General features: G+C 68.1%; 14 protein-coding genes and 1 pseudogene. 8 read left to right on the forward strand and 7 right to left on the reverse strand.

Features of this window, described 5'->3' with window-relative positions:
- The first annotated feature begins 6 nt into the window (after window positions 1-6).
- Window positions 7-1113, forward strand: a complete 1107-nt coding sequence (locus A5699_RS20965) for a cystathionine gamma-lyase (protein ID WP_067773320.1) — start codon at window positions 7-9, stop codon at window positions 1111-1113.
- Window positions 1114-1174: 61 nt separating this feature from the next.
- The gene (locus A5699_RS20970) at window positions 1175-2296 is read left to right on the forward strand and encodes a D-alanine--D-alanine ligase family protein (RefSeq protein WP_067773322.1); all 1122 of its coding nucleotides are present in this window, start codon (window positions 1175-1177) and stop codon (window positions 2294-2296) included.
- Window positions 2297-2300: 4 nt separating this feature from the next.
- Here A5699_RS20970 and A5699_RS20975 read toward each other — a convergent pair whose 3' ends face one another.
- Both A5699_RS20975 and A5699_RS20980 read right to left on the reverse strand, forming a co-directional pair.
- Window positions 2301-2879 carry a DUF3515 domain-containing protein gene (locus tag A5699_RS20975; protein WP_067773323.1) on the reverse strand — a complete coding sequence of 193 codons (579 nt, stop codon included), beginning with the start codon at window positions 2877-2879 and terminating at the stop codon, window positions 2301-2303.
- 10 nt (window positions 2880-2889) lie between these two features.
- A complete protein-coding gene (locus tag A5699_RS20980) occupies window positions 2890-3132 on the reverse strand; it encodes an Lrp/AsnC ligand binding domain-containing protein (protein ID WP_067773328.1) in 243 nt (80 codons plus the stop codon).
- Between the two features lie 109 nt (window positions 3133-3241).
- On the opposite strand from A5699_RS20980, the gene A5699_RS20985 reads away from it, so the two are divergent.
- Both A5699_RS20985 and A5699_RS20990 read left to right on the forward strand, forming a co-directional pair.
- Window positions 3242-4213 (forward strand): thiamine-phosphate kinase, encoded by a 972-nt coding sequence (locus A5699_RS20985; RefSeq protein WP_067773330.1) that lies wholly within the window; start codon window positions 3242-3244, stop codon window positions 4211-4213.
- Between the two features lie 111 nt (window positions 4214-4324).
- Window positions 4325-5032 carry a uracil-DNA glycosylase gene (locus A5699_RS20990; protein ID WP_067773350.1) on the forward strand — a complete coding sequence of 236 codons (708 nt, stop codon included), beginning with the start codon at window positions 4325-4327 and terminating at the stop codon, window positions 5030-5032.
- Between the two features lie 6 nt (window positions 5033-5038).
- Here A5699_RS20990 and A5699_RS20995 read toward each other — a convergent pair whose 3' ends face one another.
- Window positions 5039-5266: a hypothetical protein gene (locus tag A5699_RS20995; RefSeq protein WP_067773333.1), complete on the reverse strand. Its 228-nt coding sequence runs from the start codon at window positions 5264-5266 to the stop codon at window positions 5039-5041.
- 84 nt (window positions 5267-5350) lie between these two features.
- A complete protein-coding gene (gene rpmB / locus A5699_RS21000; protein WP_003881125.1) occupies window positions 5351-5545 on the reverse strand; it encodes a 50S ribosomal protein L28 in 195 nt (64 codons plus the stop codon).
- Window positions 5546-5804: 259 nt separating this feature from the next.
- Between rpmB and A5699_RS21005 the strand changes: the two genes are divergently transcribed.
- From A5699_RS21005 to A5699_RS21015, 3 genes are read left to right on the forward strand one after another with little or no spacing between them, the layout of a single operon-like run.
- Window positions 5805-7445 carry a DAK2 domain-containing protein gene (locus A5699_RS21005; RefSeq protein ID WP_067773334.1) on the forward strand — a complete coding sequence of 547 codons (1641 nt, stop codon included), beginning with the start codon at window positions 5805-5807 and terminating at the stop codon, window positions 7443-7445.
- Window positions 7445-9694, forward strand: a complete 2250-nt coding sequence (recG, locus tag A5699_RS21010) for an ATP-dependent DNA helicase RecG (RefSeq protein WP_067773336.1) — start codon at window positions 7445-7447, stop codon at window positions 9692-9694. Before A5699_RS21005 ends, recG begins: the two co-directional genes overlap by 1 nt.
- Complete coding sequence (locus A5699_RS21015) at window positions 9691-10398, forward strand: HNH endonuclease family protein (RefSeq protein ID WP_067773337.1); 708 nt, start codon at window positions 9691-9693, stop codon at window positions 10396-10398. Before recG ends, A5699_RS21015 begins: the two co-directional genes overlap by 4 nt.
- An 11-nt stretch (window positions 10399-10409) precedes the next feature.
- On the opposite strand, the gene A5699_RS21020 is transcribed toward A5699_RS21015, so the two are convergent.
- Window positions 10410-11252, reverse strand: coding sequence for an aldo/keto reductase (locus A5699_RS21020; protein ID WP_067773338.1), 843 nt, complete (start codon window positions 11250-11252; stop codon window positions 10410-10412).
- A 5-nt stretch (window positions 11253-11257) separates the two neighbouring features.
- Window positions 11258-12085 carry an aldo/keto reductase gene (locus A5699_RS21025; RefSeq protein ID WP_067773341.1) on the reverse strand — a complete coding sequence of 276 codons (828 nt, stop codon included), beginning with the start codon at window positions 12083-12085 and terminating at the stop codon, window positions 11258-11260.
- A 439-nt stretch (window positions 12086-12524) separates the two neighbouring features.
- On the opposite strand from A5699_RS21025, the gene A5699_RS30325 reads away from it, so the two are divergent.
- Window positions 12525-12728 carry an alpha/beta hydrolase fold domain-containing protein gene (locus A5699_RS30325; protein WP_369806742.1) on the forward strand — a complete coding sequence of 68 codons (204 nt, stop codon included), beginning with the start codon at window positions 12525-12527 and terminating at the stop codon, window positions 12726-12728.
- Here the strand turns inward: A5699_RS30325 and A5699_RS21035 are convergent.
- Window positions 12713-12931: pseudogene (locus A5699_RS21035) on the reverse strand (alpha/beta hydrolase); the annotation flags it as partial. The gene A5699_RS30325 and the pseudogene A5699_RS21035 overlap by 16 nt on opposite strands.

Raw genomic sequence — 12931 nt, forward strand, 5'->3', positions numbered from 1 at the left:
GCAGCTATGGACGGCTGGTACGGAGATTCCACGCGTAGCGTCAAAGCCGTTGGCGTGGAATCGATCCCCGGACAACCGGTGGCACCGATCCCGGTACCGGCGTCGGCGTACCATCTCTCGCCCGATGAGACCGAGCCGCTGGACAGCTACGGCCGCAGCTCGAATCCGTCTTGGCGACAGCTCGAAGCGGCGCTGGCCGAACTGGAAGGCGCGGTAGGCGCACTGACATTCGGCTCGGGCATGGCCGCGATCACGTCGACACTTCGGGTGCTGGCCACACCCGGCACCACCCTCGTCGTCCCTGCCGACGGTTACTACCAGGTCCGCCGCTATGCCGCCGAATACCTTTGCCCACAAGGGGTCACGGTGATCGAGGCGCATACGCACGATATCTGCGAAGCGGCCGCGGGTGCCGACGCGGTGCTGGCCGAGACGCCGGTCAACCCGGGACTCGACGTCGTCGATCTGCACCGCCTGGCGATGATCTGCCGTGGCAACGGCGCCACTCTCGTCGTCGACAACACCACCGCCACACCGCTGGGGCAGCAGCCGCTGGCCCTCGGTGCCGACCTCGTGGTGGCCAGCGCCACCAAAGCGCTGTCGGGGCACAGCGATCTGGTTGCCGGCTATGTCGCGGGTAGCCAACGAGAACTGATGGCCGCCGTGGAACGCGAGCGGTTGCTGTCCGGATCGATCCTGGGTGCATTCGAGGCCTGGCTGGTGTTGCGCAGCCTCGGCAGCGCCGGGCTGCGGTTCGAGCGGCAGTGCCAGAACGCGGTCGCCTTGGCGATGATGCTGCGTGACCATCCCGCGGTGCGCTCGGTGCGCTACCCCGGACTGCCCGACGATCCGGCACACGAGCTGGCCGCCGCGCAGATGAGACGATTCGGCGGCTTGGTGTCCATCGAGTTGTCCGACGCCGCCGCCGTGCACGCCCTGGTGGAGCGCAGCGCGCTGCTGATCGCGTCGACCAGCTTCGGCGGGATACACACTTCGGTCGACCGCCGGGCCCGCTGGGGCGACCCGGTACCGGCCGGGTTCGCCCGCATCTCGGCGGGAATAGAGGACACCGAAGACCTCCTCGCCGACGTCGACCGCGCACTGCGGGGCTGAAACACCAGGTCGGGATGTGCCGGAAGGGACCGACCGCCCGGGACGGTAGCCTCTCTAGGTTGTGAGCGCCCGCAATCAGACCGGATCCCGCACCCGCGTCGCCGTCGTCTACGGCGGGCGTAGCTCTGAGCACGCCATCTCATGTGTGTCGGCGGGCAGCATCCTGCGCAACCTCGATCCGGAACGGTTCGAGGTGGTGGCGGTGGGAATCACTCCTGGCGGTTCCTGGATGTTGACCGACGGCAGGCCCGATACGCTCGCGATCACCGACGGGCAGCTGCCCGAGGTCACCGAGACATCCGGTACCGAGCTCGCGTTGCCGGCCGCGCCGAACCGCAGCGGTCAGATGCTGGCGCTGGGCAACGGCCCCGGCGAGCTGCTCGCCGCCGTCGACGTGGTGTTCCCGGTGCTGCACGGACCGTACGGCGAGGATGGCACCATCCAGGGCCTGCTGGAGCTGGCCGGGATTCCGTACGTCGGCTCCGGCGTGCTGTCGAGCGCCGCCGGGATGGACAAGGAGTTCACGAAAAAGCTGCTGGCCGCCGAGGGGCTGCCGATCGGCGACTTCGTGGTGTTGCGGCCCAGGGACGTGACGGTCGACCTCGAAGACCGCGCACGTCTCGGCCTGCCGGTGTTCGTCAAACCCGCCCGGGGTGGATCTTCGATCGGCGTCAGCCGGGTCACCGCGTGGGACGAGCTGCCCGCCGCGATCGAGCTGGCGCGTCGTCACGATCCGAAGGTCATCGTCGAGGCCGCGGTCCCGGGCCGCGAGCTGGAGTGCGGTGTGCTCGAGTTCCCCGACGGCAGCGTGGAAGCCAGTACCGTGGGCGAGATCCGGGTGGCCGGCGTGCGGGGCCGCGAAGACGGTTTCTACGACTTCGCTACGAAATACCTTGTCGATGCGGCCGAGCTCGATGTCCCCGCCAAGGTCGACGACGACATCGCCGAGGAGGTCCGCCGGCTGGCCGTGCGTGCCTTCACCGCAATCGACTGCCAAGGACTGGCCCGCGTCGACTTCTTCCTCACCGACGACGGGCCGGTGATCAACGAGATCAACACGATGCCGGGGTTCACCACGATCTCGATGTTCCCGCGGATGTGGGCCGCCAGCGGCGTCGACTATCCGACGCTGCTGACCGCGATGGTCGATACCGCCCTGGCCCGGGGTACCGGCCTGCGCTGACGGATCACCCAGCCGGGGCCGGCGCAGGTTCCTGGGCAGCCATCGTGCGCGCGATCTGACCGGAGATCTGCTGAATAGGTGTCGGTCCTGAACCGGCCGGCAACGTCAGGGCGACATACACCGGGCGGTCCACTGCATACCAGGTGCTGCGACTCTGATCGTCGGCCTCGCCGCCGGGACTCCCGATGCCGGATTCTCCCACCCGGAACCACTGGATCTCGTCGACGACCTGGAGCGGAGCCCCCACGACAAAGTCCGACGGCCGTTCCAGACCGCAGCGCAGCACGACCGGTTCGGTGTCCGGCTCCGCGCGCCAGGCCGCGGTGCCCGGCGGTGTCGGCTCGACGGTCGGCGCCCGGCGAAAATCGCCCAGCTGCTCGGGAAGCGCACCGAGCAGGTCGTGACATTGCTGGCTGTCCGCCTGGGGGGCGGGCACCGACGGAATCGCGACCGGTTGTTGTTCGGGGGAGCGTTGCCGTGACGCCGCGATACCCAGCACGGTGATCAGCACCGACACCGCCACCACCACCGCAGCGATCAGTAGGGCACGGGGTGGGCCATCGGTGGAGGGCGAGTCGGTCACACCACCAACTCTATGGCCGACCGCCGCCCGCGATCGGGCAGGTCAAGGTCCGGGTGATCCCGGAGACCTGCTGCACCGCGGGCACCACATCGGACTGTAGGGCTGACAGGGTGTCCGCGCTGATGCGCAAGACCACGTCGTAGGGCCCCGTCACATACTCTGCGGAGACCACACCGGGCAGCGCAGCGAGTTGCTTGGCGACGACCTCGGCGCGGCCCACCTCGGTCTGGATCAGCACGTAAGCCTCCACCACCGGCTGTCTCCTCCGTCTCGCTGCATAAACTGCTGGCCGCAGGCACCAAACGTACCGCAGGTCCGGTCCCGGGCTCGCCGGATGCGGCACCCGACCGGCAGGAGACGAGATGACAGGCGATGTGCACGGTCCTGATACGGGCGACACCCTGGCGACCGCCGGCGAATTCGTCGTCATCGACCGGCTCGTGGCCGGACGCACACAATCTTCGGCCGTCATGCTCGGGCCGGGCGACGATGCCGCGGTGGTGACGACGACGGATGGGCGGACAGTGGTGTCCACCGACATGTTGGTGCAGGACCGCCACTTTCGCCTCGACTGGTCCTCGCCGCACGACATCGGCCGCAAGGCGATTGCGCAGAACGCCGCTGACATCGAAGCGATGGGCGGTGCGGCCACCGCATTCGTGGTGGCATTCGGCGCACCGGCGGACACCTCGGTGACCGCCGCAGCCGAAGTGGCTGACGGGCTTTGGGACGAGGCGCGGTTGGTGGGCGCCAGCATCGCCGGCGGCGACCTGGTTCGCGCGCCGCTGTGGGTGATATCGGTCACCGTGCTCGGTGATCTGAGTGGCCGCGAGCCGGTGCGGCGCAGCGGCGCCCGCCCCGGCGACACCGTGGCGATCGCCGGCGAATTGGGCCGCTCGGCCGCCGGATTCGCGGTCCTGCGCAACGACATCGACGGGTTCGCGGAACTGCGACAGCGACATCGGACCCCACAGCCGCCCTACGGCCAAGGTGGGGTTGCCGCGGCGGCAGGTGCCTCGGCGATGACCGACGTCTCCGATGGTCTGCTCGCCGATCTCGGCCACATCGCAACGGCTTCGGGGGTCGGGATCGACGTGGATCGCGGTGCGCTGGACGACGACCGGGCGGCCGTCGCCGCGGCTGCAGCGCAGGCAGGTGAAGACCCGTGGGAATGGGTGCTGGGCGGTGGCGAGGACCATGCGCTGGTGGCGACGTTCCCGGGCGCGGTGCCGCCTGGCTGGCGGGTCATCGGTCGGGTGCTGGACGGCCCAGGGGTGGTACTCGTCGACGGCGCCGCGTGGGCGGGAAGCCGTGGATGGCAATCGTTTGACTGACCCGGACCGCTAAGTTGGTTTCCTGTGACTGCGGACGCGAGGAGCAATTTGGCGGCGGTGGACGCGAGGAGCAATGCGGCGGGTGTGGACGCGAGGAGCAATGCGGCGGGTGTGGACGCGAGGAGCAATGCAACAGCGGGTGCCCGTCCGTTGAACGAACTCGTCGAGGCGGGATGGGCCCGCGCGCTCGAGCCGGTGAGTGCGCATGTCGCGCAGATGGGGGAGTTCCTGCGGGAAGAGTTGGCCGCCGGTCGACGTTATCTGCCTGCAGGCCAGAATGTTTTGCGCGCCTTCACATTTCCGTTCGATCAGGTGCGTGTGCTGATCGTCGGTCAGGATCCCTACCCGACTCCGGGACACGCCGTCGGCCTGAGTTTCTCGGTGGCTGCCGACGTCCGTCCGCTGCCACGCAGTCTGTCGAACATCTTCAAGGAGTACACCGACGATCTGGCCTACCCGCTGCCGACCAACGGTGACTTGACCCGGTGGTCGCAGCGCGGCGTCCTGTTGCTCAACAGGGTCCTCACGGTCTCTCCGGGCACGCCGGCCTCACATCGTGGCAAGGGCTGGGAGGCCGTCACCGAGTGTGCGATCCGGGCTCTGGTGGCCCGCAAGCAGCCGATGGTCGCGATCCTGTGGGGACGCGATGCCTCGACGCTCAAACCGATGCTGGCCGAAGGTGACTGCGTGACAATCGAATCGCCGCACCCGTCGCCGTTGTCGGCCTCGCGGGGTTTCTTCGGGTCACGCCCGTTCAGCCGTGCCAATGAGCTGCTGCAGCAGTTGGGCGCCGATCCGATCGACTGGCGCTTGCCCTGAGTGCGGTCAGGGCAGCGGCGGCGGAGACGGGATCGAAGGCGAGGGGATTCCCGGTGAGGGGATCTCGATGGTCACGTCACCGTCACCTTCGGAGGGAGTCTCCGAGGTCGTGGAGATCTCCACCGTCGAATCGTCATCGCTGCCGCTGCCTCCGCACGCGGTCAGCATGGCGCCGACGGCGAGGGCAGCCGCGAAGGCACCGAGCGACGATTGTGATGCACGACATGAAAACATGCCGACGGCAGATACCCTGCCTACCGCTCAGGTAAACAAAGAGAGTCCGCGCACCTGATCAGATGCGCGGACTGGTACGCGACGTCAGCCGCGGGAGACCTTGCCGGCCTTGATGCAGGAGGTGCAGGCGTTCACGCGCTGCTTGTTGCCACCCGGACGCGCCACGGCACGGACCGACTGGATGTTCGGATCCCAGCGCCGGCTGGTCCGCCGATGCGAGTGCGACACCGACTTGCCGAAGCCGGGCGCCTTTCCGCAGATATCGCACACGGCAGCCATATCAACAACTCCTCGAAATCAGTTCTTGGGGGTCTGGGCTTGCTCGCCGCAAACCGACGCGGCTCGACCCGACAACCTGATCAGAATACCGGGAGGGCCAACGAACGCCAAAACGGCTCGTGAACACCGCTTCAGGTTGTCCACAGCCGGCGATGCTGTGATCGGGTTTGTCGTTGCCACTGGATAGGCTGGCGCCGACGGCGGTGCCCGGGTCGCGCACTGAGAGGCACCGCAATTCTGAAGGGGATTGGGAGGTCGGATGTCGGCTCGGCGGCTGGACGCCTCCGCTCTGCGGTCGTGGGCCCATGCTGCCGTCGACGACCTGATCACTCACACCGATGAGATCAACCGGCTCAACGTGTTCCCGGTGGCCGATGCCGATACCGGGACGAACATGCTGTTCACCATGCGATCGGCGTGGGCGCATGTGGCGGCCGAGTCGACCGGGGGCGACATCGTGGCAGTGGCCAGCGCCCTGGCCGCCGGGGCGCTGCAGGGTGCACGCGGCAACTCCGGGGTGATCCTGTCGCAGATTCTGCTGGGCCTGGCCGAGGTCATCACCGCGGTGGCCGCCCAACGCCACGGGGATCTCTCCGAGATCGACAGCGTGCTGTTCGGAGCGGCGCTGCGGCACGCCGCCACCCTGGCCGTCACGTCGATGGGTGATCCCGTGCCGGGCACGATCGTCTCGGTCCTGCAGGCCGCCGCCGAGGCTGCGGAACATTGCGCGGCCGAAGGTGGCGACGTGGGCGACACCGCGGCAGCCGCGGGCGAGGCCGCGTCGGTCGCCCTGGAACGTACGCCCGAGCAACTCGATGTCCTGGCCAAGGCGGGTGTCGTCGATTCCGGGGGCCGGGGCCTGCTCGTCCTGCTCGACGCGATGACCGCCACGCTGGCCGGGCACGCGCCGCACCGCCCGGTCTACGCCCCGGCCTCGCCGCAGGCCGCGCGCGCGGCCGCCGATCTTGCCGCCACCGGGGCGCCGCCGCAGTTCGAGGTCATGTACCTGCTGAGCGGTTGCCGGGCCCGGGCCGTCGAAGGGTTGCGCGCGGTATTGGACGAGATGGGCGAGTCGGTGGCGATCGCGGCCTCCGACCGGGATCACTACTCGGTCCACGTCCACGTCGACGACGCCGGGGCGGCGGTCGAGGCGGGCCTGGCGGTGGGATCGCTGAGCCGCATTCAGATCACCGCGTTGACTGCCGGCCCCGGTGTCCGGCCGGCCGGTGGGTGGGCGCGAGAGCGCGCGGTGTTGGCCGTCGTCGACGGTGACGGTGGTGTCGATCTGTTCGCCGGCGAGGGCGCGCACGTGCTGCGGCCCGAGCGTGGCGAGCCGATCACCGCCCAGCAGTTGTTGCGTGCCCTGATCGATGTGGGGGCGGCCCAGGTCATGGTGCTGCCCAACGGATATGTCGCCGCCGAGGAACTGGTGGCCGGATGCACGGCCGCGATCGGATGGGGCATCGACGTGGTCCCGGTGCCTGCCGGCTCGATGGTGCAGGGCTTGGCCGCCCTGGCCGTCCACGACGAGGGCAGACAAGCGGTCGACGACGGCTACACGATGGCGCGTGCCGCGGCGGGCGCGCGCCACGGTGCGGTGCGGATCGCCACCGAAGACGCCCTGACCTGGGCCGGAGCCTGCAAACCCGGTGACGGTCTCGGTATCACCGGCGACGAGGTGCTCATCGTCGGACCTGACATCACCGCGGCGGCGGCCGGGTTGATCGACCTCATGATGGTGGCCGGGGGAGAGCTGATCACGGTGTTGACCGGTGAGGGCGTTGACGACGCCGTCGGGGAAGCTCTGCAGGCCCACGTACACCGCGCCCACCTCGGAGCCGAGCTGGTGACATACCACACCGGCCACCGTGGCGACGCGCTGCTGATCGGGGTGGAGTGATGGCCACCCTCGCCGACCGGCTGGACCTGGTGATCGGGGGGCGCTCGGCCAAGCCGCTCGAGGAACACTTCGGCATCGTCACGGTCAACGACCTGCTGCGGCACTACCCCCGGAAATACAGCGACGGCATGTCGATTCGCGGTGAAGGCGAGGCCCTCGATCTGGAAGAGGGCGAGCACGTCACGTTCATCGAGGTGGTCACCGAAACGAAGACCGGTGAGATGAAGCCGGGCTTCAGCAAGAAGACGGGCAAGCCGATCACCCGGAAGTGGCTGCGAGTCACCCTCGGTGAGCACCGGCCCGCCGTGACGGCGACGTTCTTCAACGCGGGGTGGATGGCGGACAAACTGTCGACCGGCACGCGGCTCATGCTTTCCGGCGAGGTCAAGTACTTCCGCAAGGCCCTTCAACTGGATCATCCGGCATTTCTGGTCCTGAATGCGCCGTCGGGCAAGCAGATCGGCACCAAATCGCTCAAGACCATTGCCTCGGCTTCTGGAGCCTCCGGCGAGGACATGCTGGCCGAGTTCGAGCGCGACTTCTTCCCCATCTATCCGGCCTCGGCCAAGGTGCAGAGCTGGGACATCTACGCGTGCGTGCGGCAGGTCCTCGACGTTCTCGACCCGGTTCCCGATCCGCTACCGGAAGCCTTTGTGCGCCAACACGGTCTGATGTCCGAGGATGAGGCGCTGCGGGCAATTCACCTGGCCGAGAACGCGACTCAACGCGAGCGCGCCGCCGAACGGTTGACCTATGACGAGGCCATCGGGCTGCAGTGGGGGTTGGTGGCGCGGCGTTACGGTGAGTTCAGTGAATCCGGGCCCGCCGCACCATGGTCCGACCACGGCTTGGCCGCGGCGATGCGAAGCCGGTTGCCGTTCGAGTTGACCGCCGGGCAATCCGAAGTGCTGGAGGTGATCTCGGACGAGTTGGGCTCGACGCGTCCGATGAACCGGATGCTGCAGGGCGAGGTGGGGTCCGGCAAGACCATCGTGTCGGTGCTGGCGATGCTGCAGATGGTCGACGCGGGTTACCAGTGCGCATTGTTGGCGCCCACCGAAGTGCTTGCCGCCCAACATGCCCGCTCGATACGGGACGTGTTGGGGCCACTGGCGATGGCCGGTCAGCTCGGCGGTGCGGAGACGGCCACTGGGGTGACACTGCTGACCGGTGCGATGACTGCGCCGCAGAAGCGCGCCGTGCGCAGCGACGTGGCATCCGGCCGGGCCGGCATCATCGTCGGCACCCACGCGTTGCTGCAGGAGGCGGTGGAGTTCCACAACTTGGGGATGGTGGTCGTCGACGAGCAGCACCGGTTCGGGGTGGAGCAGCGGGATACGTTGCGCGCCAAGGCGCGGGATGGCCTGACGCCGCATCTGCTCGTGATGACGGCCACGCCGATCCCGCGGACCGTCGCGCTCACCGTGTACGGCGATCTGGAGACCTCGACGCTGCGCGAGCTGCCCCGGGGTCGCCAACCCATCACCACCAACACCATTTTCGTCTCGCAGAAGCCGGCCTGGCTGGACCGGGCCTGGGCCCGGATCCGCGAAGAGGTGGCCGCGGGACGGCAGGCCTATGTGGTCGCCTCGCGTATCGACGAATCGGACAAGCCCGGCGACAAGGGTGAAGACCGCGGTGGCCCGCCGCCGATCACCGTGGTTGATCTCTTCGACAGGCTGAGCGCGGGCCCGCTGTCGGGTTTACGGCTCGGCCTGATGCACGGCCGGCTGCCCGGTGACGAGAAGGACGCGGTGATGGGCGCCTTCCGGGCCGGCGAGATCGATGTGCTGGTGTGCACCACCGTCATCGAGGTCGGCGTCGACGTGCCCAACTCCACCATGATGGTGGTGATGGATGCCGACCGATTCGGTATCAGTCAGCTTCATCAGCTGCGCGGTCGCATCGGCCGCGGACAGCATCCGAGCCTGTGCCTGTTGGCCACCCGTCTGCCCGAGACCTCCAAGGCCGGTGCACGGATCAAGGCCGTCGCCGCGACGCTGGACGGCTTCGCCCTGGCCGACCTGGACCTCGACGAGCGGCGCGAGGGAGATGTGTTGGGCCTCAACCAGTCCGGACGCACCATCAACTTGCGCTTCCTGTCGCTGCGGGATCATCTCGAGGTGATCCAGGAGGCCCGGTCGTTCTGTGAGCAGCGGTATGCGCAGAGCCAACACGACCCTGGGATGGACCTGCTGGCAGCACAGTTCGTGGACACCGACCGCGTCGAGTACCTGGAAAAGGCATGAGCCGCCGCCGGTTGTTGTGGTTGGCAGCGGCCGTCCTCCTCGCGGTGGTGGTCGCCGTCCAGGTGAGCTGGTCGACGCAACACTCCGACCGGTTCGTCGCGGGGGCGCAAGCGCCCAGCATCGCTGCCGGCGTCGACCTGCTGGCCGGGGTGCCCGAGATCCCAGCGCGGTTGCGCGGCAACGACTACCGCCGTGCGGCTTTCGGTGACGCCTGGGATGACGACAACAGCGCGCCCGGCGGTCACAACGGCTGCGACACCCGCAACGACATCCTCAACCGTGACCTCGTCGACAAGACGTTCGTGGCGATCAAGCGGTGTCCGGTCGCCGTGGCAACCGGAACCCTCCACGATCCCTATACGAACGCGGTCGTGTCGTTCCTGCGCGGCAACCAGACCGGTGCCGCGGTACAGATCGACCACATCGTGCCGTTGGCGCTGGCCTGGGATCTCGGCGCCCGGAACTGGCCCGATGATCTGCGGCTGCGGTTCGCCAACGATCCGGCCAATCTGCTCGCAGTCGCCGGTAAACCCAACCAGGACAAGGGCGATCAGGAGCCTGCCCGTTGGATGCCGCCCAACCGCGCATTCTGGTGTCAGTACGCGGTGCAGTTCGTCGAGGTGCTGCGCGGGTATGCGCTACCGGTCGACGCGGCGTCGGCGGCGGTGCTGCGCGAAGCGGCGGGCACCTGTCCGACGGGGTAGTGACGGCGGATCTATCCCGCGAACGTCGCCGGATCGGGACGGAACCGGGTGCCGTCATCGAGACCGTTGAGGCTGTCCATCTGCTCGTCGGTCAACTCGAAGCCGAACACGTCGAAATTGGCGGAGATCCGCTCCGGCTTGGTCGACCGGAAGATCACCGAGTTGCCCAGCTGGATGCTCCAACGGATCAGCACCTGGGCCGGGGTCTTGCCGTGGGCATCGGCGATCGCAGTGACGGCCGGGTTGTCCAGCAGGGCGCCGACCCCGAGCGGGCTGTAGGCCTGCGTGGTGATGCCGTACTGGGCGTTGCCCGCCCGCCAGGCGCTCTGATTGAGCAACGGATGCAACTCGATCTGGTTGACCGCGGGCGTCACGAACGTCAGTTCCACGATCGTGGACAGGTTTTCGGGGCTGAAGTTGGCCACGCCGGTGGAGCGGGCCAGGCCCGCCTGCTTGAGCGCCATCAGCCCGCCCCAGCTGTCGACGTACTTGCCGGTGTCGGTGCCCGGCCAATGGATCAGGTACAGATCCACGTAGTCCAGGCCGAGCCGCTCCAGGCTGGCCTTGCCGGCGTCCTGGGAGGACTGGAATCCGTAATCGGGGATGGCCAGTTTGGTGGTGACGTAGATGTCCTCGCGCGGGATGCCCGACGCCGCGATGGCTCGGCCGACACCGGCCTCGTTGCCGTAGGCGGCCGCGGTGTCGATCAACCGGTGGCCGGCCTCAAGAGCGGCGGACACCGCCGCTTCTGCCTCGGCATCCGAGAGTCCGCCGACGCCCAGGCCCACGACAGGGATCGTGCGGTCGTCGTTGAGCGTGACGGTGGGGATCGCAGCCCCGTCCGAGGATGTCATGTCACCTATCCTGTGAAGTTGAAGGTTCGTGGATCGGGTCCCAGGCGTGTGCCTGTGTCCAACGAGGCGATGGCCGACATGTTCGCTTCGGTCAGATCGAAATCGAACACATCGAAATTGCTCACGATCCGCTCTGGGTTCACCGACTTGGGGATGACGATATTACCCAGCTGGATATGCCACCTAATCAGTACCTGCGCCGCGGTTTTACCGTGTTCCTCGGCAACCCCGGTGACGACCGGATCGGTGAGCAGCGATCCCTGCCCCAGCGGGCTCCAGGCCTCGGTGGCGATGCCGAGCTTCGCGTGGACTTCGCGAAGGGCGTGTTGGGGCAGCAGCGGATGCAGCTCGACCTGATTGACCGCCGGAACGATGCCGGTCGAGTCGATGAGGACGTCGAGATGCTCGGGTTCGAAGTTGCTCACCCCGATGGACCGGACCCGGCCCTGGTCGTGCAGGTGGGCAAAGGCTTTGAAGGTGTCGACGTAGGCGCCGTTGGCGGGCACCGGCCAGTGGATGAGGTAGAGGTCCAGATAATCCACGCCGAGCCGGTCGAGGCTTGCGTCGAAGGCGGCCAGCGCGGCGTCATATCCCTGGTCGCTGTTCCACAGCTTGGTCACCAGGAAGACGTCCTCACGGGGGATCCCGGAGTTGCGTATGCCCGCGCCGACCTCGGCTTCATTGCGGTAGGCGGCAGCAGTATCGATATGGCGATAGCCGGCCTGCAGCGCCGCGGTCACCGCGCGTTCGGTGTCTTCGGCAGGGGTCTGCCATACCCCCAACCCGACTTGCGGTATCGAATTACCGTCGTTGAGCGTGACACGAGGATTCACAGAGGGAGCAGCCATGACTGAAAGTCTGCCAGGCGGGCAGGCGCTGGTGGGGCACGACGGCCACCAGCAGCAGCGAGCCACACAGCGGCTGCTCGAGCGGGCCACCAAATTGTCCCTCGCTGCGATCCCGTGGATCTCCGATCCGCGCAAGCGTCTGCTCCTGGGTGGGCGCAGCGTGACCGTCGACGGCAACACGCTGGACACCACGCTGCAGTTCACGCTCGCACTGCAGCACGCCTCCGGGACGGGTGAGCTGGTCGCAGACCACAGCCCCGAGACCGGGGTTGCGGTGTCGCGCGCCGCATTACGGGCCACCGCGGCCATGATGAGTCCCCGCATCGATGCCGACGTCACCGACATTTCGATCCCCGGGCCGGCCGGACCGATGAAGGCGCGACGGTACGTCCCGGACGGCTCCGGCGCGTCGACGACGCCGGCGATGCTCCTCTATTTCCACGGCGGCGGATTTGTCATCGGTGATCTCGACACCCACGACAGCCTGTGCCGGTTGATCTGCCGCGACGGCGGCATCCAGGTGGTGTCGGTGGACTACCGGCTCGCGCCCGAGCACAAGGCGCCGGCCGCCCTCGACGACGCCTACGCCGCCTACCGCTGGGCGCTGGACCAGTCGGTGACCGGGTAGAGCAGCAGCTGCAGGGCAGGCAGCGGCAGCTCCGAGTCGCGGGCTTGCAGGGCCACCAAGGCAGCCAGGTTGCCGCCGGCACTGTCACCGCCGACGACGATCTGCGTGGCACCCAGGCCCGCGGCGTGGTCCAGCGCCCAGCGGTAGGCGGCGTAGGCGTCGTCGAGGGCGGCCGGCGCCTTGTGCTCGGGCGCGAGCCGGTA

The sequence above is a fragment of the Mycobacterium sp. E802 genome (genome assembly GCF_001666875.1).
Taxonomy (GTDB): Bacteria; Actinomycetota; Actinomycetes; order Mycobacteriales; family Mycobacteriaceae; genus Mycobacterium.